The organism is Sphingobium boeckii, assembly GCF_014199215.1.
Taxonomy (GTDB): domain Bacteria; phylum Pseudomonadota; class Alphaproteobacteria; order Sphingomonadales; family Sphingomonadaceae; genus Sphingobium_A; species Sphingobium_A boeckii.
This window is the reverse complement of sequence record NZ_JACIJC010000001.1, coordinates 762,098-784,642: the sequence shown is the minus strand read 5'-3', so window position 1 is coordinate 784,642 and position 22,545 is coordinate 762,098. Positions and strand designations below refer to the sequence as shown.

22 protein-coding genes are annotated in these 22,545 nt (G+C 60.2%); 6 read left to right on the top strand and 16 right to left on the bottom strand.

Annotation, left to right across the window (positions count from 1 at the left end):
• The 4 genes from FHS49_RS03890 to FHS49_RS03875 are packed head-to-tail and all read right to left on the bottom strand — an operon-like array spanning position 1 to position 4,678.
• Positions 1-1,497, bottom strand: coding sequence for an amidohydrolase (locus tag FHS49_RS03890; protein WP_246350255.1), 1,497 nt, complete (start codon positions 1,495-1,497; stop codon positions 1-3).
• The gene (locus FHS49_RS03885) at positions 1,400-1,837 is read right to left on the bottom strand and encodes a hypothetical protein (RefSeq protein WP_184015381.1); all 438 of its coding nucleotides are present in this window, start codon (positions 1,835-1,837) and stop codon (positions 1,400-1,402) included. The genes FHS49_RS03890 and FHS49_RS03885 overlap by 98 nt, the downstream gene beginning before the upstream one ends.
• A gap of 54 nt (positions 1,838-1,891) precedes the next feature.
• Positions 1,892-2,431 carry a hypothetical protein gene (locus FHS49_RS03880; protein ID WP_184015379.1) on the bottom strand — a complete coding sequence of 180 codons (540 nt, stop codon included), beginning with the start codon at positions 2,429-2,431 and terminating at the stop codon, positions 1,892-1,894.
• Between the two features lie 30 nt (positions 2,432-2,461).
• Complete coding sequence (locus tag FHS49_RS03875) at positions 2,462-4,678, bottom strand: TonB-dependent receptor (RefSeq protein WP_184015377.1); 2,217 nt, start codon at positions 4,676-4,678, stop codon at positions 2,462-2,464.
• 293 nt (positions 4,679-4,971) lie between these two features.
• On the opposite strand from FHS49_RS03875, the gene FHS49_RS03870 reads away from it, so the two are divergent.
• Complete coding sequence (locus tag FHS49_RS03870) at positions 4,972-5,874, top strand: LysR family transcriptional regulator (RefSeq protein WP_184015375.1); 903 nt, start codon at positions 4,972-4,974, stop codon at positions 5,872-5,874.
• Between the two features lie 127 nt (positions 5,875-6,001).
• On the opposite strand, the gene FHS49_RS03865 is transcribed toward FHS49_RS03870, so the two are convergent.
• Positions 6,002-6,397, bottom strand: a complete 396-nt coding sequence (locus tag FHS49_RS03865) for a VOC family protein (protein ID WP_184015373.1) — start codon at positions 6,395-6,397, stop codon at positions 6,002-6,004.
• Between the two features lie 25 nt (positions 6,398-6,422).
• Positions 6,423-6,914, bottom strand: coding sequence for a MarR family winged helix-turn-helix transcriptional regulator (locus FHS49_RS03860; protein ID WP_184015371.1), 492 nt, complete (start codon positions 6,912-6,914; stop codon positions 6,423-6,425).
• Between the two features lie 116 nt (positions 6,915-7,030).
• Between FHS49_RS03860 and FHS49_RS03855 the strand changes: the two genes are divergently transcribed.
• The 3 genes from FHS49_RS03855 to FHS49_RS03845 all read left to right on the top strand — a co-directional run bounded on the left by FHS49_RS03855 (position 7,031) and on the right by FHS49_RS03845 (position 10,879).
• Positions 7,031-8,422 (top strand): sodium-dependent transporter, encoded by a 1,392-nt coding sequence (locus FHS49_RS03855; RefSeq protein WP_184015369.1) that lies wholly within the window; start codon positions 7,031-7,033, stop codon positions 8,420-8,422.
• Between the two features lie 52 nt (positions 8,423-8,474).
• Entirely contained in the window at positions 8,475-9,638 is a 1,164-nt protein-coding gene (locus tag FHS49_RS03850) for an aminotransferase class V-fold PLP-dependent enzyme (protein WP_184015367.1), read from the top strand.
• Positions 9,639-9,829: 191 nt separating this feature from the next.
• The gene (locus FHS49_RS03845; RefSeq protein ID WP_184015365.1) at positions 9,830-10,879 is read left to right on the top strand and encodes a CDGSH iron-sulfur domain-containing protein; all 1,050 of its coding nucleotides are present in this window, start codon (positions 9,830-9,832) and stop codon (positions 10,877-10,879) included.
• Here FHS49_RS03845 and FHS49_RS03840 read toward each other — a convergent pair.
• The 4 genes from FHS49_RS03840 to FHS49_RS03825 form a co-directional block, all read right to left on the bottom strand.
• Positions 10,873-11,013, bottom strand: coding sequence for a hypothetical protein (locus tag FHS49_RS03840; RefSeq protein ID WP_184015357.1), 141 nt, complete (start codon positions 11,011-11,013; stop codon positions 10,873-10,875). The genes FHS49_RS03845 and FHS49_RS03840 overlap by 7 nt on opposite strands.
• Before the next feature lie 166 nt (positions 11,014-11,179).
• A complete protein-coding gene (locus tag FHS49_RS03835; RefSeq protein WP_184015356.1) occupies positions 11,180-12,214 on the bottom strand; it encodes a zinc-binding dehydrogenase in 1,035 nt (344 codons plus the stop codon).
• Entirely contained in the window at positions 12,211-12,720 is a 510-nt protein-coding gene (locus FHS49_RS03830) for a nuclear transport factor 2 family protein (RefSeq protein WP_184015354.1), read from the bottom strand. The genes FHS49_RS03835 and FHS49_RS03830 overlap by 4 nt, the downstream gene beginning before the upstream one ends.
• Positions 12,717-13,640, bottom strand: coding sequence for an SDR family NAD(P)-dependent oxidoreductase (locus FHS49_RS03825; RefSeq protein ID WP_246350254.1), 924 nt, complete (start codon positions 13,638-13,640; stop codon positions 12,717-12,719). Before FHS49_RS03825 ends, FHS49_RS03830 begins: the two co-directional genes overlap by 4 nt.
• Between FHS49_RS03825 and FHS49_RS03820 the strand changes: the two genes are divergently transcribed.
• Positions 13,639-14,595, top strand: a complete 957-nt coding sequence (locus FHS49_RS03820) for a LysR family transcriptional regulator (protein WP_184015352.1) — start codon at positions 13,639-13,641, stop codon at positions 14,593-14,595. The two genes, FHS49_RS03825 and FHS49_RS03820, sit on opposite strands and share 2 nt — an antisense overlap.
• Positions 14,596-14,746: 151 nt before the next feature.
• Here the strand turns inward: FHS49_RS03820 and FHS49_RS03815 are convergent, their stop codons facing one another.
• Positions 14,747-16,285, bottom strand: a complete 1,539-nt coding sequence (locus FHS49_RS03815; protein WP_221240352.1) for a hypothetical protein — start codon at positions 16,283-16,285, stop codon at positions 14,747-14,749.
• A 217-nt stretch (positions 16,286-16,502) separates the two neighbouring features.
• Between FHS49_RS03815 and FHS49_RS03810 the strand changes: the two genes are divergently transcribed.
• Positions 16,503-16,826 (top strand): IS5 family transposase, encoded by a 324-nt coding sequence (locus FHS49_RS03810; protein ID WP_221240351.1) that lies wholly within the window; start codon positions 16,503-16,505, stop codon positions 16,824-16,826.
• Between the two features lie 171 nt (positions 16,827-16,997).
• On the opposite strand, the gene FHS49_RS03805 is transcribed toward FHS49_RS03810, so the two are convergent.
• Genes FHS49_RS03805 through FHS49_RS03785 form a run of 5 tightly spaced genes read right to left on the bottom strand, consistent with a single transcriptional unit; the run spans position 16,998 to position 22,471 of the window.
• Positions 16,998-17,354: a hypothetical protein gene (locus tag FHS49_RS03805; RefSeq protein ID WP_184015350.1), complete on the bottom strand. Its 357-nt coding sequence runs from the start codon at positions 17,352-17,354 to the stop codon at positions 16,998-17,000.
• Between the two features lie 28 nt (positions 17,355-17,382).
• Entirely contained in the window at positions 17,383-19,035 is a 1,653-nt protein-coding gene (locus FHS49_RS03800; protein WP_184015348.1) for a choline dehydrogenase, read from the bottom strand.
• Complete coding sequence (locus FHS49_RS03795) at positions 19,028-20,077, bottom strand: N-acetyltransferase DgcN family protein (RefSeq protein ID WP_343052886.1); 1,050 nt, start codon at positions 20,075-20,077, stop codon at positions 19,028-19,030. The genes FHS49_RS03800 and FHS49_RS03795 overlap by 8 nt, the downstream gene beginning before the upstream one ends.
• Before the next feature lie 49 nt (positions 20,078-20,126).
• Complete coding sequence (locus FHS49_RS03790; RefSeq protein ID WP_184015346.1) at positions 20,127-21,125, bottom strand: dipeptide epimerase; 999 nt, start codon at positions 21,123-21,125, stop codon at positions 20,127-20,129.
• Positions 21,122-22,471 carry an APC family permease gene (locus FHS49_RS03785; RefSeq protein ID WP_221240350.1) on the bottom strand — a complete coding sequence of 450 codons (1,350 nt, stop codon included), beginning with the start codon at positions 22,469-22,471 and terminating at the stop codon, positions 21,122-21,124. Before FHS49_RS03785 ends, FHS49_RS03790 begins: the two co-directional genes overlap by 4 nt.
• Between the last annotated feature and the right edge of the window lie 74 nt (positions 22,472-22,545).

The window sequence follows — 22,545 nt, the reverse complement described above, 5'->3', positions numbered from 1 at the left end:
TCAGTCGCCCTTCGCGGATGAAGCCGACTGATCATCACCCGCCACCATCAAAACGGCGAGCGCCAGAATCCCCGCACCAGTCTTGATGGCCGGTTCGGGCAGAATCGAAAAATAGGGCGAATGGTTCGCGGGCATGGGAACGCCCGTCTCTTTCGCCGTCGCATTGGCAATCGGGTCGCCACCGCCGACATTGAAATAGACCGAAGGAACGCCTGCTGCAATGAACTCGGCATAATCTTCGCCGGTCGGACTGCCGGGTTGTGTCGGCGGAATATAGTTGATGCGATCAGCACCAAAAGCATTTTTCATGAATGCGGCGGCGCGTGGCGTCAGTTCCGCATTGTTGATCAGCGCCGGCGTGGCAATCAGCATTTCAATCTTCGGGGCCGGAGCGCCGGCCATTGCGGCCGCGCCATTGGCCGTCCGTTCGATGCCTGACACCATCAAGTCGCGAACCTTGGTGGAAAAGGTCCGGGTGGTCACCTGCAGCTCGGCTTGATCCGGAATGATGTTACCCGCCGTGCCCGCGATGAAACTGCCAACTGTCAGGACCCCGGCGATATCCGGATCCTTCTCGCGGCTGATCACCGTCTGGACATCCGACACGAAGTGAGCGGCCATGGTGATGGGATCGATCCCCAGATGTGGCCGCGCACCATGCCCGCCCTTGCCCTGAAAGGTCACGCGGATAAGGTCCGACGCCGCAGAATGCGGACCATCCTTGATCAGCGTGACACCGGCCGGACGATTGCCGACATGCGCCGCAAAACCAAAATCTGGTTTGCCAAAGCGCGTGAACAGGCCGTCCGCGATCATCGCCTTGGCGCCCTTTCCGGTTTCTTCGGCCGGCTCGGCAACAAACATCAGCGTCCCGCGCCATTCCTTCTTCATGGACACCAGAGCGTGCGCCGCGCCGAGCCACCACACCATATGCGCATCGTGTCCGCAACTGTGGGCAACATAGGTCTGCTTGCCCTCCCACGGCACTTGCACGCGACTGGCGTAGGGAAGGCCCGTCTTCTCCTCCATCGGCAGACCATCCATATCCGTGCGAACCATCACCGTCGGACCATCGCCATTGCGAAACATGGCGACAACGCCGGTCTGCCCGACACGTTCGGTCACCTCAAAGCCCATCGCGCGCATTCGCTTGGCAAGAATGGCGGCTGTACGGACTTCTTGAAATCCTAGTTCGGGATGGCTGTGAAGGTCTTTGTAGATGGCATCCAGGGCCGGATATTCCTTTGCCAGCACCTCGTCGATCCGAACTTTTTCAGCCGCGGAATCCAACGCGATCGCCGGTGTCGATACCGACAGGATCAGGCCCGTGAACAGGGCAGGCAGCCCCCTGTGCTTGAAGTTTTTCATGCGTTGAATTCCGTTTCTGGTCCAAAAGGCGCTATTTCGTGCGCCTGAAATACTCGACATAGATGCGGGGCTTGCCGTTTTCGAGTTTTGGAACGACGCCGTGGCGTATCCATTCGTCGGTCTCTTCAACGTAGCGCCAGAATTCGACGATCGTAGCCAGATCGCCTTCCAGCTTCTGAACCATGAACTCATCCTCATGCAGTTTGGAAACCGCCAGGTGATCGAAGTGCCGCCCGACAAGCGGCCGACTGACACCGTCAAATTTCCCGGACCATTCGGTCACGATCGGTTTCGCCGGATCGGTGACATTGACGCCGCGATAAGTGAGGCTGTCCTCGCTCACGACGATGGTCATGTTCAATTTGAAACCATCCGGTGCCCCGTCGTTCCAGGTGGCTTCCCGTTCGCTGAACGTGCCGCTTGGAGAACGGGCGAAGGACGCCGATGGCAGGATGGTTGCTGCGGCCATGATTGCTGCTGCAAAAAGGGACGACGCCGATGGGGTCATTTTCCAAAGCACGGGCTATTTCCCCTTTGCGCGTTTGAAATATTCCACATAGGTTTTCGTGCCGTTGGCAACCAGCGACTTGGCCACGACCCCGTGGCGTATCCATTGATCAGACTTCGATATGAATCGCCAGAACTCGCCGACGACCAAACCTCCGTCCCGGTATTTTTCGATCAGATAATGATCCTCATAGATCTTATGGACGGCGATTTCGTCGAAATGCTTGTCGGCGCTGGGATATTTTTTGCCATCGGTTTTCGCAGACCAATCGGCAATCAAAGGATTTGCGGGGTCCGTGGAGTTGACACCGTGATAGCTCAGAGTGTCACCAGAAACTGTCATGGTGATCTCCAACTTGAAGGCCTTGGGAAGATCGCCGTTGCTCCAATACGCACCGGCCTCCTCGAAGGTGCCGCTGGCGGGCCGATCCTTCGCAACCGCGGGGACGGAACTCACAAGCAGGGCTGCGAACATGATTAGCTTACGATTCATGAAATTTCCTTTCAGTTCATCATGAGGCAAAGTCGGACCAGGTTCTAAGGTCGGTTCGTCCATCGAACCCGCCCGACATTGCTCCGCCGTTCGTCAGAATTTGCTGCGCACGCCAAGCCCCACCGTGCGGGGTGCGGCGCTCGCAGCGTAAGCATTTCCGCCAGTCGCCGCTGTCTGGATCACATAGGAAACGGTGACCTTGTTGAACACGTTGTTGGCGAAGACATAAATCCCCCAACGAGCGCTCTCATTATCGATCCCGAAACGGACGTTGGTCAGGGTGTAGGCGGGCAGATTCCGCCTGAAGATATTCGTCGGATTGAACTCCGAATAGGACTGGCCGACGTGGTTGAGATCGACATGCGCCGTCATGTTCAGATCGTTGGCGATTGGTGCCGTATAGTCGGCCGATGCGCCCATGGTCACCTTGGGCGTGAACGGAATGCGGTTCCCCTTGCGACCGGCTGCCACGATGGCCGAACTGACCTGATCTTCGCTCAGCTTCGAAGAGGAAAAGGATGCGTTGGCCTGGAAGCTCAATCCCTGCAGAGGGCGTGCGGAGAATTCCGCCTCGATTCCCTGTGCCCGTGCAGCACCGGCATTCGATATGAAGGAGAAACCGGGTCCGGTAGAGGTCCGTCCTGCCACCTGCATATTGTCCCAATCGATGCGATAGGCGTCGATGTTGAAATTCAGTCGATTGTTGAACCAGCTCGTCTTCAAGCCGACCTCGTAATTCCAAAGACTGTCAGCTTCATATGGCGCAAACTCGGGAGGCAGACCAAGAACCTGATTGACGCCGCCTGGACGATATCCCTGCGAAGCGGACGCGTAGAACAGGATTTTTTCATTGGCCTGATAGGCAGCGTTGAACTTCGAAATCCAGCCGGTGTCGGATGACGAGGTGATCGCATATGGCTGCACATTGATTCCGAGCAGATCGAAGCCTTTGAGCGTTTGACCGCCGACAGATCGATCATATTTGAAATAACGCAGGCCGCCGGTGAACGTGAGTTTGCTCGTGATATGGGCCGCGCCCTCTCCGAAGAATGCAATCTGCTCCAGCTTGTCCTGTACGACGCGCTTGTAAAGATAGATTTCAGGCGAAATCAGTTCTCCGGTGAGCGGATCCGCCATGGTGGCGCCATTGGTCACGTCGCCATTCCGCTTGGAATAATAGGTGCCAACGGTCCAATCCAGGAATTGACGGCCATTGGAGCTTAACCGAAGCTCGGCACTTGGCCCGCTGGTGTCCAACCTTGGCGTGATGGCAGCAGGCGTCGTACTCTGGACATAGGCGTTGAACGTGGCCTGGGTTTCAGGCGAACAGGGCGACCCATTTCCTCGTAAACGCTGGCATACAGCCGGGTTATTGAGATTGCCAAGGAGCAGTTGCGAGGTATCTCCCGACGTGTTGTTGATCTTTCGATCGGCATAGGATGCGATAGCCGTTGCCGTCACCGGACCGAGATCCCAGCGCGCGGTCACATTGTAGAGTTCCGATTTATCGACCGAAGGCATTTGGATGAAAAGCGTGTTCTTAAGCGCAGGGCCATCAAGGAAATATTGCCCAGTTTCGCCCCGAGTCTTCTGGTAGTTGGCCGAAGCATCGATCGTCAGGCTGTCGGTGGGCGTGAACCGAACCAGGAAGCGCCCGCCTTGGCTATGCGCAGAACCAGTATTCTTCCTGTTCAAGCGGGTGTTATCGATAAACCCCCCGCTATTTGCGTCGAAGAGCACCAGGCGCGCTGCGAGCACATCGCTGATGATCGGGACGTTGATCATGCCCTGCACGTCATGCCGGGATGAGCCGCCATCGATCGAGCCGATCTCCGCTTCAACCGCGCCTTCTAACTTCTGCGTCGGCTTGTTAAAGAGGATGCGCACGGTGCCCGCCATGGAACCCGATCCATAAAGCGTCCCCTGAGGACCGCGAAGCACCTCGACACGCTGAACATCGAACAGCTTCAGGCGCGGGGTCGAAAGACCCGCATCGTTTCCGGGGCTGACGGCACCGGTGACCGCCGTCTCGTCATAATATACGCCCACGGTGGGCTCGCCGACGGATTGGATGCCGCGGATCACCACGCGTGTCCGGTCCGAACCGCCGTCGACAAAAACCAGATTGGGCACCGCCTGGGTGATGCCTGTGACGTCCGTGACGCCAGCGCGCGTCAGCATCTCGCCGGTGACGGCGCTGATCGTGATCGGCGTCTTCTGAATGGTCGAATCGCGCTTTAGCGCAGTCACGACGATCTCGCCGCCTGTTTCATCTTCGGACGCGCTTTCATCCGAGACGGGTGCTGCCATCGCAACCGACGAGGCGACATCTTGCTGTGCAATGGCGGGCAATGTTTGAAATGCTCCCACCAATGCAATTGCGGATACTTGGCCCAAAATTCCAATGCGCTGCTGAACTTTCAACGGATAACTCCCTTTTTTCCCGGCCCTGCCTCCGGAACTGGTTAGGAAAATCGCGCGGCCTATTAGGCTCGTCAGACGATTCTTGACGTCGATCATCAACGATAAGGGGAATAAGAAAAGAATAATTCTTTTTTTTCTTCGATAATCATGTCTTATCACCCATCAGCGGAGATCAGGCCATGAAACCCAATCAGATGAAAACATTTATCGCTGTTGCGGAAGAGGGAAGCATCCACCGCGGTGCCCGTCGCTTAGGCATCTCTCAACCGGCAGTCTCGACGACCATCCGCCAATTGGAAATCCATTTCGGCGTGCCGCTCATGAGTCGTGGCGTTGGCGGGATCGAACTGACTGAATTCGGCACCTTGCTTCTGGCACGCGGCAGAGCGCTACTTTCGGACATGGGCCGGCTGTACGACGAAATGTCCCACCTCGCAGAAGGACAGACCGGATCGGTAACGGTGGCGCTCTCGACTGCGACGAGCGCGGCGCTGCTACCCCCGGCTCTCAAGAAATTCCGCGATGTCCTGCCATCGGTCGACGTCATGCTGAAGGAATCGAGTTTCAGCGCCGCGATTTCGGCGCTCACGGAAGGCAGCGTCGATTTTGCAATCATGCACGTCCTCCCAGAATTCGAATGTCCGGAGGGGATAGATCAGGTGTTTCTGTCTAAAATGCCCTTCATAGTGGGGATGCGCGCCTCTCATCCGTTGAGAAATTCCAAGTCGATCACAGATTTGATCGACGCGGACTGGCTGCTTCCCCCGACAAGCGATGGGATCCCCGGCACCTTGTTCAACGCCGTGTTCGGAAGACATGGCTTTTCCCTCCCTGTTTGCACGACACGCTGCGACTCCGTCGGTACCGCGTTGAACTTATTCGCTGCTATGGATCTGGTAGGTTTTTTCTCGAAGCCTCTGGCGGATGTCGAATTCGGGAGGTTCGGTTTGATCCAGCTTGAATTTGCCGAAGAATTTCCTTTTTATCATGCGGTCATTCTGAAGCGTCGCTCGATGATCACGACCGTCGTCGCGCAGCGTTTTATGCAATGCTTTATCGACGACGCACCGGCGAAGGATTAGATTCGCCGCCGAAGAACTAGCCGGCCTTGCCTCGATCAGCAGACCTCGAGCGAACGACCAGGATAGCTTTTTACGGCTCACTTGAATTGACCACCCGGCGGAATCGGGCGTCGCTCAGACGCTGCGCTCAGGCGATCCATTGAAAAAATTCCAGCGTGTACCCCTCAGGATCTCGCACTTTGAATTCGATCGTCCGTCCGCCGCAGCCGGCCCCCAGACCAAGCTCCGCGCCCTCGACACCGCGGTCATGAAGATGGCGCTGCCATCGCTCCAGATCCGCAGTCTGAATCGACAGCAGGGCTCCCTTATTGGCACCCTCAATCGGCGACTGACTACCGAATCCGTCTGTCACCAGCGCGAGGTGGCTTGATTGGAAAATACGCAAAACCACGAAGTTTTCCGTGTCCATTACCCGTTCGAAGCCGATGCGCGTCTCATACCAGTCCGCCGCAGCCGCGAGATCCCGATAATAGAACATCGTTAGGACACCCGTGATGTCGCGAATTGAGGAGCGCGCGGTCATTGCCTGCTGGATGGGGCGCGCGACATCAGCGATCCACCTCGATATTCTTCTCGATCCGGCGCAGCAATGCGCGCAGCATCGTAAGTTCATCCTGGTCGAAACCCTCCAGCGCGGCACGCTGGTGCCGAAAGGCGGACGGCACGATATCGTTGAACGTCGCAGCGCCCTTGTCCGTCAGCGCCACTTCGACGATGCGCGAATCCGCGGCGGAAGTACGGCGACCGGCGAGACCCTCCTCCTCCAGTTGCGCGACAACGCGGCTGACAGTCGGCTGCTCCATCATCGTGCGTTCCACGATGTGCGAAAGGCTCATCCTACCGTGCGAGCGCAACACGCTCATCACACGCCATTGCGAAAGATTGACGCCGATCGCGCGCAACCGCCCCTGGATTCTCAAATTCATCATGCTGGTGACCCGGAAGAGTTGATAGGGGAGAAAATCGTCCAGCCATTTGTCACCCGCCTCCAATTCATCCGCACTCTTCACGTCGTTTCCCGCCGTAGCGCTTTTCGCCATTTGATCCTCCCTGGCAAAGGATACCTATTCATATGAAAGGGTCAATCCGACTATTGCGGCGCAGTATTTTGTATGCAAACATATATTCATATGGATATTATTACCAAGGCAGACTCATGAACGGAGCCACACCCATAGCCGATGCCCCCGGCAGCCGCGATGTCTGGTCTTCCAAGCTGGGCTTCATCGTCGCCACCGCCGCTGCAGCGATCGGGCTGGGTAGCTTGTGGCGCTTTCCCTATGTCGCCGGTGCGAATGGCGGCGGCGCCTTCGTGCTGATCTATATCGTCTTCGTCGCCGCGATCTGCGTGCCCTTGATGATCGCGGAGATGACGATGGGCCGCCGCGGCCATGGCAGCGTGATCTCCACCATGCACCGATTGGTGAAGGGTGAGGGTGCCTCCCCGGCCTGGAAGGCGATCGGCTGGATGAGCATCGCCGTCCCCTTTTTCGGATTGAGCTATTACAGTGTCGTCGCCGGCTGGGGCGTGGATTATGCGCGCCAGGCGATCTTCTCCGGCTTTTCGGGCATCGGCGGCGAAGGCTCACGCGCTCTGTTCCAGACGCTGATTGGCGCGCCGGTACGCCAGGCGAGCTTCCAGTTCGCCTTCATCATGGCCACCGCCATCGTCGTCGCTTTGGGCGTGCAACGCGGGATCGAATTTGTCTCGCGGATCAAGATGACCGCGCTCTTTCTCATCCTGCTCGGCATGGTGCTCTACAACGCCTTTACCGTGGGTCTGGGCCAGAGCATCGCTTTTCTGATCGTCCCCGATTTCAGCGTGGTCACCGGCGCCAGTGTGCTCACCGCGCTCGGCCAGGCGCTTTTTTCCTGCGCGATCGGCGCGGGGGTGATGATGACCTATGCCGCCTATCTGCCCAAGGGCGTTTCGGTGCCGCAATCCGCCGGGATCGTCTCGCTCTCGGTGGTGGTCATCTCGCTCATGTCGGGCCTTGCCATCTTCCCGATCGTGCTCTCCAGTGGGCTGCAGCCGACCGAAGGCCCCAATCTGATCTTCGTCACCCTGCCCGTGGCCTTCGGATCGATGCCGGGCGGGCGCGTGATCAGCATCTTCTTCTTCGGGCTGATCGCGCTGGGCGCCTTTACCACCGCGGTGGGCATGCTGGAGCCGGTGGTCGCCTGGCTGATGGAGGCCACCGGCCTCAAGCGCGGCGTCCTCGCTTTCGCCACCGCTTTCGCGATCTGGCTGGTCGGCCTGCCTTCGCTGCTCTCGTTCAGCGTGCTCAAGGACGTCCATCCGCTCGCGATGCTGCCGAGCTTCGCCGACAAAACCTTCTTCGACATCCTCGATTTCGGCATCGCCGAGACATTGCTGCCGCTCAACGCGCTGATGATCGCATTGTTCGCCGGCTGGGCGTTGCGCAAGACGGTCACGCCAGCCGAAGCCGACCTTTCGCCGCGCGGCTATCGCCTCTGGCATTTCATGACCGGCATCGTCGCCCCGATCGCGATCCTCGGCCTGATGATCGATATGCTTTCGCGCTGATCCATTCTTTCGACACGCCCGCATGTCCGGGTGACATTGACGGAGACACATCTTGAATCTCGATTTCGACATCGCCGCCTTTCGTTCGCATTTCGCCTCTCTGCCGCGGCTGACCTATCTCAACAGCGGCTCCTATGGCCTGCTGGCCGGCAGCGTCCGCACAGCCTTCGATTCCTATCTGGATGGACGCGTCACGCGTGGCGCGGATTGGGGTGGCTGGGTCGGCGCGCTGGAGGAGACCCGCGGCCATATGGCGGCGCTTCTAGGCGTGGATGCGGACGAGATGGCGATCACCGGATCGGCCTCCGCCGGCATCAATGCCCTGGCAAGCGCGTTCGATTTCTCCGGGCCGCGCAACAAGGTGGTCGTCACCAATTTCGATTTCCCCACCAGTGCGCAGATCTGGCATGCACAGGAGCGCGTCGGCGCGGAGGTGGTCCATGTCCCCGAGGCCGGAGATGGTTTCATCCCGCTCGAGCATTTCGAGCGCGTGATCGACGAGCGCACCGCGATCGTGGTCCTTTCCCAGCTCTGCTACCGCCATGGCGGCCGCATTCCCGACACGGACATCCAGGCGATCGCGAAGATGGCGCACGACATGGGCGCACTGGTGATGCTGGACAGCTATCAGATTGTCGGCACCACCCCCGTCCTGCCCCGCGATCTGGACGTGGATTTTTGCGTCGGCGGAATGCTCAAATATCTGCTCGGCACCGCCGGCATTGGTTATCTCTACGTCCGCCGGTCGCTCATCGATCGGCTGGTGCCGCGCACGTCGGGCTGGTTCGCTCAGGCAGAGATCGATGCGATGGACATTTTCGCGAACGATCCGAGCCCTACTGCGCGCCGCTTCGAGGGCGGCACTCCCCCGGTGGCTAATTGCATCGCCACGGTGGCCGGACTGAAGCTTGTTCGCGATACCGGGCTGCAAGCCATCAGCACGCAGATAAAAACGGTCACACGCCACACGATGGAGTCGCTCCGCGAAGCGGGTATCGCCTGCAACAATCCCGATATGGATGATCACCGCGGACCGCTCATCTCCATTCAAACCAGTGACGAGAATGCTTTGGTGTCGGCCCTCGCCGCGCAAAATATCGTCACCTCCCGCCGCGATGGTCGCCTCCGCGCCGGGTTCCATGCTTATAACGACGCGGCCGATGCGGATACCTTCGTCGCAGCGCTGATTGATAAGCGCCATCTTATCAATGGCTGAAGTGCGTGATGAGGTCAGGGCGCATTGCCCCGACAAAGCGCCGCTCACGCCCGCTGCTTTTCGTCATCCGGTTTTACGGGGTGAAGATCGCCCCTCGTAATCCGGACGTTCGGCATCGGGATGAGGAACAACAATCTTCAAAGACGCACAATCGGGAGTTCGCGCTGCCTCCCGGTTGCAAGGAGATGACCATGCCGACGCCGATTATCGCCACGATCAAGCCCTTTTACCAGGAACTCAAGCCAGGTCAGAAAATCCTGTGGTGCAGTTGCGGCCGATCCAAGCGCCAGCCATTTTGCGACGGACGCTCGCATATCGGCACAGGCTTGGAGCCCGTGCTGTATCAAGCCAAGCAGGACGAGGAAGTGCTGTTGTGCGGCTGCAAACACAGCGGCACTGCTCCCTTTTGCGACGGCACTCACAGCAACCTTCCCGGAGGCTATGTCGACGAAACCGAGGCCGTCGCCGCGGCCACGCTCCCCGCAGTCGTCGCGCCCGACACGCAGGGCTTCGCGCGGCTTGACGGCAGATGCTATGTTGTCTCGCCGGGTTTTTCCGTTGCCGATCGCGCCACGGACTATCGTCTTCGGCCTTTGGTGACTCCGGCCCTCGGCGCGGCCCACCAGTCACAATTCTATCTCGAGCTTGATCGCGGTGCCTCACCCGTGTTTACCGCGGACGGCGATGTCGTCATCTGGCTCTCGCACGGCGAAGGCAACGCAATCATCGGCGGACGCAATTTTCCGTTTTCAGGGGGGTGCGGCGTTCATGTGGTCGCCGGCGAGACCTTTCGGCTGGAGGGTCAGAATATCGCCGCCTATGTCTCCGTGTGCCCGGCAGTTGAAACCCTCGAAACAGTCGACGCGATCATCGACGGCTTCGACGAGAGCATGGCCGACCGGCTCGGCCTAATCGACAAAGCCGCACGCTCCGCTATGGGACCGCGCTATTTTCAGATACTCCTGGATGATCACCACGGACTTGACAACTCCGCCCTCTTTATCGGCCATATCCCCATGTCCAAGGCCGAAATGCACCGCCATCTCTACGAGGAGGCGCTGATCATCCTTTCGGGCGAAGGGATGATATGGAACGAGAATGCGCGGGCAAAGGTGTGCGCAGGCGACGTGATCTTCTTCCCGCGCAAGCACATCCATTCGCTTCAAGCCTTATCGCCGGAAGGCATGGACGTGGTCGGGTTTATTCATCCAGGCACGAATCCGGGGATCAATTACTACTGACCTCCTATCACCATCATCTTGCAGATCAGGTCGGTCTTGGTTTCAACCGCGGTGCTCGCCATTTCGACGCCATAGTATCGATCGTCGTCCTTGTCGTAGAATCCGAGTTCGCGATTGGCCGGGGCCAAGGTCATCCGCAAATGCGCGCCCGTTCGCGCTGATAATTCGACCGCTTATCCCAGTCTGTTATCTTTCCCGGCGAAACACCGGTCCTTGCGCGATGAGTCTCCGTAATTGCCTGCGTGACACGCGCAAATTGGATGGCAACGATCGCGGATCGATCGCCACCGGGGCCGGATTCTACAACCCGCGTGGATCGACCACTGTCCGGATCGGTGACAGTGGATTGGACATGTCGGCCATTGCGGCCCTCACGTTGTTCAGCCCAATGCGCGTTCCCAGCCAAGGGCGTACATCTATCCGCCCATCTGCGATCGCGCGCAATGCGAGTTCCATGTCCTCCGGCTCTTCACCGCCGGCAAACTGGATGTTGAGGCGTTTGTTCTGCGCAGCAAAGACAAGGAGTTGTTCCGGCTCCATGCAATAGCCACCCATTACGATCCGAGCCCCAAAGCCGACGCCGGTAATGACCTGTTGCAGAAGCCCAGGCAGGCCGACACATTCGTAGATGAGGTTCGCCCGCCGGTCGCCGAAATCCGGAAGCGGCCCATAGGGGGACAGTTCGCGCGGATCGATGACAATATCTGCGCCCATTGCAATGGCCAGGGAGCGCCTTGCCTCGTGGAAATCGGCCGCGACGATCGGCGCGATACCCATCAGCTTCAGACCGGCGATGACGCCGAGGCCGATCGCCCCGCAGCCCAGCACCAGAACGACATCCTCCTTGTCGGGCCGCCCCCGCCGCGCATGTTCCAGACCCACCGCAAGCGGCTCGGTCATCGCCGCAAGATCGTCGTCCAGGTCGCCGGGGACTTCGAGCATCATGTCTTCGTCCAGCAACATGTACTCGCCAAAGCCGCCCGGGCAGTCGTGGCTGAAGCCGACGATGGCATGAGCGCCAGACTGCCGCATGATCGGAATGGACGTGACCTTCCGGCCGGCTTTCACCGTGCGCTTGCTGCCTGGACCGTAGTCGATGATCTCACCGACATATTCATGTCCGGGGACGAACGGACGGCTGAAGTCGAGACCTGCATAGGGTCCGCCATGCACCTTCGACAAACCGATAATCGTCTCGCCAGAATGCAGGAAATGCGCCTCTGAAGCGCACATCCCGCAGCTATGGGTGCGCACAAGCGCCTGGCCCTTGCCGGGCACCGGATCGGGCATCTCGCCCACATGAACGCTGCCGTTTTGAATATAGGCTGCTTTCATGGTTTATCCTGTTCGTTTAGGTTGAGCGCCGCGTAGGATCGATCGGTCCGGTCACGACTGCCCATGTCCGCTTGGCTCATTGCAGTCACGGGGCGGGTCTCGTCGAAGTCGCGGATCGCGATGCGATGATCGAGCCCCCAGCGCCCGTCCCGGAACGACCAGCGATCGACATAGCGGGTCCAAACGCTCATCTGCATCAGTGTCTCGCCGCGCTGCATCCGCAGGGTCGCGGTGCAATAGGCCTCACTCCCGGCCCGGTCGCCGTCGAGCGTGATGAGAATGTTACTGATCTGGTGGGAATGAGCAAGCAGACCGCGATGGGAGGCACAGATCTTGTCGATCACTTCTTTTCCCGGCCCCTGATGAAAACTCGCGCCATAATCGGCGGTCGCCCCATCGTGCCAAATGCTGTGACCCAGCGGAACGTCCAGCCTGTCCACGGACCGGCAATAGATATGAATCAGGTCAGCGATCGCCTGCCTGTCGTTTGGATCGGAGCGGGTCATCCTTGTGCGGGCCTCAAGTCTTGCATTGCCGCTTCCATGGCAAGAATGCGGTTCCGCCTCGCAGCGGCCGATTGCGGCACACGCCCCGCATCGTCATCCTCAAGACCCCAGTTATGCACGGGTCCATATGGCAGTCTTTCCAATCCGACACGGGCCACATCTTCCGCCGTTGCGACATCGCTGGGCATCAGCGCGCCGCGACTTTTAAGCCAGCGGCGGAATTCCGGCGTATCGGTGCGGCCCAGGATCAGGTTCAGCACATCGACGTCATGGCGTCGCAATTCGGCCCAAAGCCCTTCACCGAAGCACAGGTCGAACGCCTTGCTGCCAGAATAGACTCCCAACCCAGACGCGCCGCCATAGCAGGCACCGGACCCCACGAGAATGATCCCCCCGCGCTTGCGCTCCCGCATTTTGGCACCAAGCAGATGGCACGCCTGCATTACCGCGACCACGTTGCGCGCGACTAGATCAGTCCAAGCCTTTATATCCGTCTCGAAAAAGGCGGTGCCATTCGGATCACCGCCCGCGTTGCTGATATATAGGCCCACTTCGCGGCCTTCGGCGGCCGCCGCAATCTTGTCGATGGCGTCCGGAGCAGCGAGATCGATAGAGGCCGCAAGGGTCTCGGTGCCATAGGCCGCCTGCAATTCGGCCGCCAGTGCTGCCAGCGGTTGCTCGCGGCGGGCGATCAGGATGATCTTCAGCCCCTCGGATGCGAGGCGATGGGCAAAGGCTGCCCCGGTTCCCTCCGATGCTCCCGCGATCAAAGCCCACGGTCCATACTTCTCGTAAATGCCCATATCCCGCTCCTGCATCTTCATATGCTGAGGTGTAGATGAAGAATTACCGGCTATGCCGCCATTACAATTTCCGCGTACTGCCATATCAAGAATGGATGGGTTGGAAGGGTGCCTCATGGAAATCAGACGGCTCAGCTATTTCGTGCGGATTGCCGAGGATGGTTCGCTGACACGCGCAGCGGGCATGGTGCGGGTAGCGCAGTCTGCGCTAAGTCGGCAAATGCGCTTGCTGGAGGAGGAACTGGGCGTGCCGCTGTTCGAGCGGACGGCCCGAGGAATGCGCCTCACTAGCGACGGTGAAAGATTGCATGCCTCCGTGGCCGCGCCGCTGCGCGAACTGGAACTGGCGATCCAGGGACTACGTTCAGGGCCTTCGCGCGGAGCGGCGCATCTTGCTCTTGGCCTGCCTCCCAGCATCGCCGATCTCATGGGCCGGTCACTGGCGCTTCAACTACGCTCCGCGTTTCCCGATATCTGCTTCCGACTGGTCGAGGGACCGACCGGTGGGCTGGTGGATTGGTTGGGCCGCGGCATGATCGACTTTGCCGTTCTCGAAGAAGTCTCCCGTAACGATCTTCTCATTGAACAGAAACTCTTGTCCCTGCCTTTCATGTTGGTTGGACCGCCTGATATCGAAGCACCGTCCGGCGCCTCCGTCGGCATCGAGGAGGCCCTTGCGCTGCCATTGATCGTTCCATCCCATCATTTGGGTATTAGGGCAGCGATCAACGATGCGGCGCAACGGAGCGGGCTGAGCCTGGACATCCAGATGGAAGCCGACTCGACGCGTCTCATCAAGGAACTGGTGCAATCGGGCATCGGATATGCGCTTCTGCCGGAAAGATATGTCTTTGAGGCGGTAGCGGCAGGCCAGCTGCGAGGCTGGCTGCTCAATGGCGCTGCGCCGGTGCTAGACATCCTGTTCTCTTCGCGCAAGGCGAGCCAGAATGCAGGGCGGCAGTTTGTCAGCGTTGTGGAATTCATCACGCGCGGGATCGAAGGTGCATTGGCAATGACGGACTCCAGTAAGAGCAGCCATGAGCGGATCACCTCCGGGGACGAACTGAAGTAGTGAAATGGGCTAGCAAGTTTGCACGGGCGGGGCATCAATGCCCCCTGCCCTTACGCAGCTTACCAACCGGTGCATTTGCGGATGATGCCCTCGCGTCACAGAACCCGGTTTACAGGCCCATTGGCATCATCTTTTCCGCCGTCCCGCCGGCTCAGCGGCAGGCGGGATTGCCCGCGCCGGCCACCGCGACGTAGGCAATGCTCTGCGGCGGCAGGACCAGCGACGACCGAACCGCGCGCGGTGCCAGCCCGGTGACCGCGCCCGCTCCGGTCACGTTCGGCGCGGCGCCGTTGACCTCGATTGTGCGGTCGTCGAGCTTGGCCGCGGTCATGACGTAGGCCACCGCGCCCTTGCCCAGGGCCAGGCTCTGCGCCGTGGTCCCCGAATTGACCGCGGCAAGCGCGACGCCGCCGGGCTTGCCCCGCAGGCAATGCGCATAGAGCCCGACCTCGGGCGAGGGCGCGGCCGGGGCGGCGAGCACCTTAGGCCCCATCAGCCGCGCCCAAAGCACCGCCGCCCAATAATTCGGGCGCGGAGTCAGCGTGTCTTCGTCAATCAGCGCATAGTCGCTCGCCGACAGCGTGTTGTGCATCACCACGCGCACGCCCTGCTGGGCGAGTTGCCCAAGCTGGCTGACGTAGCGGAAGCTGTCGAGGAAGGTCGAGGCCCAGGGGCTGCCGCCGCAGGCCGCCTGCGCGGTTTCGGTCAGCCAGAGGGGCTTGCCCGGTTCGTACTTGTCGCGCAGCGCCGCGTAATAGGCCGCGTCCTTCAGCGTTCCGGTCAGCCAAGTCTTGGTCATCGCGTCGGCCGCGGTGGTGGAAGCCATGCCCTGGGCCGCGCAACGCTGCGATCCGCTGCCGTAGTGGTGATAGGAGACCGCATCGACGCTGCCGGGAGTGCCAGCCATCATGGCGTCGCTGGTCGAGATCCGTAGCGCCTCGGCCAGATGGGGCGGCAGGTTGGTCGCGATCGATCCCTCGCCCACCGAGCCCGGGCCGAGGATCAGCATGTTCGGCGCCGCGCGCCGGGCCCACGCATGAAACACCTTGAAATCGCGGACATATTCCTTCGATCCATAGCCTTTCGGCAGGTCGCTGGCGAAGGGCATGTTGGGCTCGTTGAAGAATTCGGCGGCGAACAGGCTGCCGCCGGCGCTGCGGGTCAGGTCGATCAGGCGCTGCGCCTGGGCCGGGGTCCAGACCCCCGCCGCGTCCCGCGTGCCGATGCCTGCGGCGAAGCTGGTGACGATCGGCGCGTCAAGCGCCTTGGAGAAGCCCACAACTCCGCGCCACATGTCGCGGGTCAGCACCTCGTTGAAACCGTTGGGCGCCTTCGCAACCGCTTCGCCCTCGGCGGGAAGGTAGGTGTTGGTGGCCCAGGTCCCGCTGACCCGCACATAGGCGGGCTTCAATTGACGCGCGAGGTGGCGTAAGCGCGGGTTGGCAAGATCGAGCGCCGCGCGCTGGCGATACATCTCGCCCGGCGGCCCGCCATAGGGCGCCCAGAACCTGCCGCCGGTCACTTCAACCATTTCGATGTTGTAGGACTGGAAGCGATTGTCGACTTCGGCGATCTTCGGCAGGGCCGATAGGTTCAGTGGCTGGACCGGCTGGGCCGCCAGCGGGATCGCGCCAGTCGCGAGCAAGCTTGCGGTCAGGGCTGAACGAAACAGTGTCTTCATGAGCGTCATCGCCGGATCGTGGTTGATAACATCATCAATTGCATATCGAAATTGGTCAGACAATCTCCAGTTTCGGCTTGGCCAATTCTTCTGTCCGTTCTGTCAGGCTAACCGCAGCCAGTCTCCGCCCAGGAGACAATGATGCAACCTATCTCCTAGGCGGCGTGGACAAATTGGTTGACGTTGCGATGGCCGGTTGATTCAAGGCTGCCTTTTGGAGGCAGGTTTGAGCCGGGGTGATCTTTCAGAAGCAGAATGGCGGATATTAAAGGGGCTGCTGCCGATTGATGCGGCAAACCGAGGGCGCGGGCGCCTCCCTGAAGAGAACCGGGCGATCATCAACGGCATACTCTGGCGACTTCGCTGCGGAACGCCGTGGCGCGACGTTCCACCCAAATATGGCAACTGGAACACGATCTACCGGCGCTTCAGACGATGGAGCGATGCCGGGGTCTGGGAGGCCGTGTCGGTCACATTGGCTGAGGTCATGGCAGATAGCGGCCACTACAGCATCGACAGCACCACGGTTCGCGACCATAAATCGATCTAGCTCTGAAATCTGACTTTTCAACACAATCGGTTGGCCTCCGGCGCGTCCGAAATAATATGGCTGCTGGCGAATTCGTCCAAATATTTTGCGCGCGCTGTGACGATGGCGCCTGAACCTTTCTTGCGCACAAGCCAACCCGAGCACCTATGTGTTGCCGTTGGGGGGGGGTAGTCATTCGTGAGGGGTCCAGATCGTCTCCACCGATTTCACACCGACTATCGAATGCATTTTTTCACCTATGATACGGGCACTGTCTTGGGTTGGCCCGTCGACAATGATCACCAGATCGAGCATGTCTTGCATTTGGCATATCGAGACATGTCTTGGGATTTCGTCACGCTGTGCGAGGGTACCAAGCAGTTTCAACGGCAATTGAGCGTTCGATTCTCCCGACACCCGCCAACGGGCCTGACCCATTTGTTCCGGAGAACCCAACAGCTGCCGATTGCTATGCAAATTGCCCACCGAAGCATCATCGAAGATTTCGATACGCTCCGAAAGCTCACTCTTGATTGAGAAAGTGACCATAACGCTCTCTTTTCAGGTGCCAAAAAAATCAATCGAAAGTGAAAGGGCTCGCTTGCGACAGAGGCGCTCGGCCTATGATCAGGTCGGCCGCCTTCTCCGCGATCATGATGGTTGTCGCGTTGGTATTTGCGCTTACGATGCTGGGCATAACTGAGGCATCCACCACGCGAAGACCATCGATGCCATGGACCTTCAGCTGCGCGTCGACGACGGCCATGCGATCGGTCCCCATTTTGCAACTGCTGGTCAGGTGGAAATCGCCCGACGTATTTGCGCGCAAATAATCGTCCATCTGACCGGCGCTCGCATATTTGTCGCCTGCGTCGATTTCCTTGACGCCCAGACCTGCAAAGGCCCGCTGATGCGCAATTTCGCGGCCCATCTCGACCGATCGGCGCATCAGTTTCAAATCATGATCCGTCGACAGAAAGTTCGAAAGAATAAGCGGTGGCGCTGTCGGGTCGCTCGATCTCAGCTTGATCCACCCCGCGGCCTCCACCCGCGTGGCGCCGATGCAATAGGTGAAGCCATGAACACCTTTCACCGCGCTGCCATCATCGTCCACGACGACAGGAATGAATTGCAATTCCACATCGGGATGAGCCACTGACGGATCGGATCGCATGAACGCGCAGGTTTCAACATTGTTGGATGCGCCCGCCCCGGTATGCGTCGTCAACCAGCGCGCACCCGTCGCCAGCATCCTGTCGGGCCGCAATTGCCTGCTAAGCGAGATCGGCTTGTCGATCGAGAATGTCATGTAGACCAACGGGTGGTTTTGCAGATTCTGCCCGACACCCGGCAGATCGTTGACGCAGGTGATGCCGTGTTCGGCGAGATGCGCCGCCGGGCCGATGCCCGAGAGCATGAGCAAATGTGGCGATCCCACCGCGCCGCTGGATAGGATCACCTCGCGGCGCGCATAGGCCTCGATGGCGATGCCTGCGCGACGGAAGCGCAGGCCGCTCACGCGATTGCCGGTCAGGATCAGCCGTTCCGCAAGCGATCGATCCGACACGACAAGATTTTTGCGCGCCGCATTTGGCCAGATATAAGCCTGCGCGGCCGATGCGCGCACGCCGCGATCCACGTTCATCTGAAAGGCCGCAAAGCCTTCCTGCTTGGCACCGTTGATATCATCGCTGAGACCATAGCCCGCCTCTTCACCGGCGCGCAGGAAGCTTTGATAAAGCGGGCATCGTTGCGGCCCGACCTGCACTCGTATCGGCCCCGACCCGCCGCGATATTCGCTTTCGCCACCTTCCCAGCTTTCGATCCGCTTGAAATAGGGCAGGACTTCGTTCCACGACCACCCCGCCGCACCCTCTTCAACCCAGCGCTCGAAATCCAGCGCATGGCCGCGCACGAAACACATGCCGTTTATGGCGGATGAGCCACCCACCAATTTGCCGCGCGGCTGGAATATCCTTCGATTGTGCATGGTGGGTTCGGGTTCGCCCTCGAACATCCAATTGTAGGCCGGATTGCGCCAGATATGATCGAAAGCGGCCGGCATATCGATCTTCCAGAAATCAAAAAGGCCGCTGCGGCTTGGCCCGGCTTCGATCAGCAGAACGGCAATGTCAGGATCTTCGGACAATCTGGCCGCCAGGGCGCATCCCGCCGATCCAGCCCCTATGACGATATAATCATATTCATGCTTCGAGCCGCGATCAGCCACGCTGCGATCCACTGTCGGCGAGAAGGAAGTCGATCAGCCTGTCTGTGCCGGTGATCGCGGGGTCCACGCACGGCAGGCCGGTGCGATCCTCCATGGCCGCCAGCGCGGCTGCGTGATCGGCCTTTGGCAATTGGGAAAGCTGCAGGCTGATGCCGGCACAGCGCACATCAGGGTTGGTCAAACGCGCCAGTTCAAGGTGTTGCGCAATGCCGGTTTGGATATCGACCAACGGGAAATCGGGATATCCATCCACATGCATCCGCGCCGCCTCGTGGCAGAGGATGATGGCATCCGGTTGGCTCCCATGAAGCAGGCCGAGGCTGACGCCGGCATAGGCAGGATGAAAAAGGGAGCCCTGCCCTTCGATCACGTCCCAATGATCGGGCACATTGTCCGGTGACAGGAGTTCGGCCGCCCCTGCGATGAAATCCGCCACCACCGAGTCGATCGCGATGCCACCGCCGCTGATCAGAATGCCCGTCTGCCCGCTCGCACGGAAGGTCGCGTTGATCCCGCGAGCGATCATCTGGCGCTCAAGCATCAGCGCCGTGAACTTCTTGCCGATCGCGCAATCGAGCCCGACCGTGAGCACTCTCTTGCCCCGACGTCGGCGACCGGTCGCTACCGGCAGCGTCAGCCCGCGCGACCCCCGGATATCGAAAAGCTGGCCGCCATGTTCCGCTGCCAGCTTGCGGAGAAGTTCGTTGTCGTGAAGGCGATCATGCAGGCCGGAAGCCACGTTCAGCCCGGCGCGCAAGGCCTCCGCTAACGCCGCGATCCACTCGGGCGGAAGCCGCCCGCCAAAGGGCGCACCGCCAACCACGACCGTTTTGATGCCCGCTGCCGCAGCTGCGGCAAAATCCAGATCCGGAAGGCCCAGATCAAGATGGTCGTTTGAAAAGCGAAACTGGGCGGCGCACCAGTCCGGGCGCCATTCAAGCAGGCCCAGCGCGGTCTTGGCATCCAGGCGATCCCGGATATCCGCAATAAAAAGCCCATAAGGGCGCGGAATATCCAGCGCGGGATAATGGATTTGGGTCACGGTTTCACGCCCTCCAATTGTCTGATTTCATATGCCGTCATGCCGGGACTCAGCCCCAAAGGCTCGGACTTGGGCCGCTGATACGATGGCCAGAAAAGTGCAATCCATGGGCGATGTCCTGACGCAATTGCAGCGGGCAATCGAGATCCACGATTTCGCACTTTGCCGCGACGATCAGCGCGGGCGCAATGCCGAGCGAGGAGCCGCCCATGCACCCCACCATCAGCCCAAAGCCCTTTGCCGATGCGGCATCGGCCAGCGCCATAGCTTCGGTGAGGCCGCCGGTCTTGTCGAGCTTGATGTTGATGACACTGTATTTGCCAGCCAGCGCCGCCAGGCTGCTGCGATCGTGGGAGCTCTCATCTGCGCAGAGCCTGAGAGGACCGGTATAGTCGAGCAAACCATCATCGGCATCGGCGGCCAGCGGCTGCTCGACCAATGTCACGCCGTTGGCCAGCAGATCGCCTTCCATGGCAAGAAGCTGTTCGAACGTCCATGACTGGTTGGCGTCCACGATGATTTGAGCGGTGGGGGCTGCGGCGCGGACCGCCCGCAGGCAATCGCGCGTATTCTCGGAGCCAAGCTTGATCTTGATGAGAGCGCGCTCGCCAAAGGACAGCGCGTCTTTCGCCATGACTTCCGGCGTATCGAGGCCGATCGTGATGTGGGTGACAATGCCGTCTCCGCTTTGGCCCACAAGATCATGCGCCCGAACGCCGCTGTGCTTGGCCTCCAGATCCCAGAGTGCGCAATCGAGCGCGTTCCGCGCGCCGCCGGGCGGCAGCAACGGCTTAAGCCAGGCGCGGCTCGGTCTTGTCGTGGCGTCGATCTGCGAAGCGACCTGCTGGATCTGCTCCAGCATGATCGCGCAATTTTCACCGACATAATCGACGCCCGCCGCCTCACCGCGCCCGGCCACTCCGTCATGACGGACAGTCACCTCAACGACAGGGGCATCGACATAAAGGCTGGAGGCGATCCGGAATGGGCGTTTCAGGGCATAGGTCTTCGCCCGCGCCTCTATCACCATCGGCTTCGATGCGTTCATGATGCGTTGCCCTCTGGCCCGCGCAACACCCATGCGCCGCGACGTTTCAGTACGAATTGGTAATAGGTGGCGGATGCCGCGAGAACGATTGTGGTCGCCAGAAAGCTTACCACCCCCGTGCCGGGATCAGTGACGTTCGTGTAGATCACATAAGCGAAGGCGATCAGCGCCAGCACGGGCGGCCATGGGAAAAACGGCATCCGGTAAACAGCGTGAGCCGTCGCGCCATTGCGGCGTCCGACGATGACTGCCGCACAGAGAAAGCCGTAGACCACCATCAATGCTGTGCCCGACGCGATCAGCAACAGGCTGAAATCGAACAGGCAGAGCAGACCGGCCAGCCCGCCGGTGACAAGCGTCGCCACCCATGGCGTCTTGTATCGCGCATCGATCCTGACGAGTGCGCGATTGATCGGGCCGGACCAGACCTGATCCCTGCCGGTGCTGAACACCATCCGTGCGGCAAGGATGACGATCGCGATATTGGCGTTGATGATCGCGAGCGCGACCGCCAGATTCATCGCCATCGCGAGGCCGGGACCGCCGCGCGCAAGTACGAAATCGCCGAACATCGTGCCTGATGTGAACGCTTCAGCCGTCGCGGGCGCACCGAGCAGCAAGGCGGCAAGGGGAACCGACTGCGAAACCACGCTGATGGCCAGCGCCCAGAGCACTGCGCGGGCGATATGGCGCGAGGCACCCTGCGTTTCCTCACCCAGATAGACCGCGCTGCCAAAACCGTAGAAGGCGAAAATGGCGGCCGACGTGCCCAGCCCGATATTGTTGAGTGTCGCGGGCGCGATCTGCCCGGCGGCGTTTGCGACCATGGGATTGGTGATTAGCGACGCCCAAGTATTGACCGGTTCAAGAAACCCGAGCGCCGCGACCACCACCAACGCAATGAGTTCGAGCGCCAGAAACAGGCCAGTGATGAGCGCATTCGTCTGCACACTGAGCAGCGCGCAGAATGTCGTCAGCGCCAGACAGACGAGCGCGTCGGCCAGCGCCGAAGTGTTGGGCAAAAGCGCCTGGACATAAGTCCCCAGTCCCAAAGCGATCACGGCGATGCCCAACATCAGGACCACCAGATTGAGACCCAGGATAATGAAGCCTGGAAGCGGCCCCATCGCGCGCGCCACCATGGCGTATTCGCCGCCCGAGAGCGGGAATGCGGACCCGAGTTCGGCATAGACATATGCGATCAGCAGACTGATCAGGCCGCCGATCAGCGCGCAGATCAGCGCCCCGGATCCCGCCTGCTGGACCACGCCGGGAATGACAATGAACACGGATGAGGCGGGCGTCACGCAGGATACGGTGATCATCAGGCAGCCGATCATCTTCATGCTGCGGCTGAATGTCGGTGTCGCTAAATGTGTCATGCTGCCCCCCCCGATGCTGCGCCATTTCACCCCCGGCC

Coding starts and splice junctions, on each gene's coding strand:
- FHS49_RS03845 (WP_184015365.1), top strand. CDS start 9,830: ATGCCGACGCCGATTATCGCCACGATCAAGCCCTTTTACCAGGAACTC.
- FHS49_RS03855 (WP_184015369.1), top strand. CDS start 7,031: ATGAACGGAGCCACACCCATAGCCGATGCCCCCGGCAGCCGCGATGTC.
- FHS49_RS03820 (WP_184015352.1), top strand. CDS start 13,639: ATGGAAATCAGACGGCTCAGCTATTTCGTGCGGATTGCCGAGGATGGT.
- FHS49_RS03880 (WP_184015379.1), bottom strand. CDS start 2,431: ATGGACGAACCGACCTTAGAACCTGGTCCGACTTTGCCTCATGATGAA.
- FHS49_RS03870 (WP_184015375.1), top strand. CDS start 4,972: ATGAAACCCAATCAGATGAAAACATTTATCGCTGTTGCGGAAGAGGGA.
- FHS49_RS03815 (WP_221240352.1), bottom strand. CDS start 16,285: ATGACGCTCATGAAGACACTGTTTCGTTCAGCCCTGACCGCAAGCTTG.
- FHS49_RS03885 (WP_184015381.1), bottom strand. CDS start 1,837: ATGGCCGCAGCAACCATCCTGCCATCGGCGTCCTTCGCCCGTTCTCCA.
- FHS49_RS03830 (WP_184015354.1), bottom strand. CDS start 12,720: ATGACCCGCTCCGATCCAAACGACAGGCAGGCGATCGCTGACCTGATT.
- FHS49_RS03805 (WP_184015350.1), bottom strand. CDS start 17,354: ATGGTCACTTTCTCAATCAAGAGTGAGCTTTCGGAGCGTATCGAAATC.
- FHS49_RS03785 (WP_221240350.1), bottom strand. CDS start 22,471: ATGAAGATGATCGGCTGCCTGATGATCACCGTATCCTGCGTGACGCCC.
- FHS49_RS03860 (WP_184015371.1), bottom strand. CDS start 6,914: ATGGCGAAAAGCGCTACGGCGGGAAACGACGTGAAGAGTGCGGATGAA.
- FHS49_RS03840 (WP_184015357.1), bottom strand. CDS start 11,013: ATGACCTTGGCCCCGGCCAATCGCGAACTCGGATTCTACGACAAGGAC.
- FHS49_RS03835 (WP_184015356.1), bottom strand. CDS start 12,214: ATGAAAGCAGCCTATATTCAAAACGGCAGCGTTCATGTGGGCGAGATG.
- FHS49_RS03875 (WP_184015377.1), bottom strand. CDS start 4,678: ATGGCAGCACCCGTCTCGGATGAAAGCGCGTCCGAAGATGAAACAGGC.
- FHS49_RS03825 (WP_246350254.1), bottom strand. CDS start 13,640: ATGAGGCACCCTTCCAACCCATCCATTCTTGATATGGCAGTACGCGGA.
- FHS49_RS03790 (WP_184015346.1), bottom strand. CDS start 21,125: ATGAACGCATCGAAGCCGATGGTGATAGAGGCGCGGGCGAAGACCTAT.
- FHS49_RS03865 (WP_184015373.1), bottom strand. CDS start 6,397: ATGACCGCGCGCTCCTCAATTCGCGACATCACGGGTGTCCTAACGATG.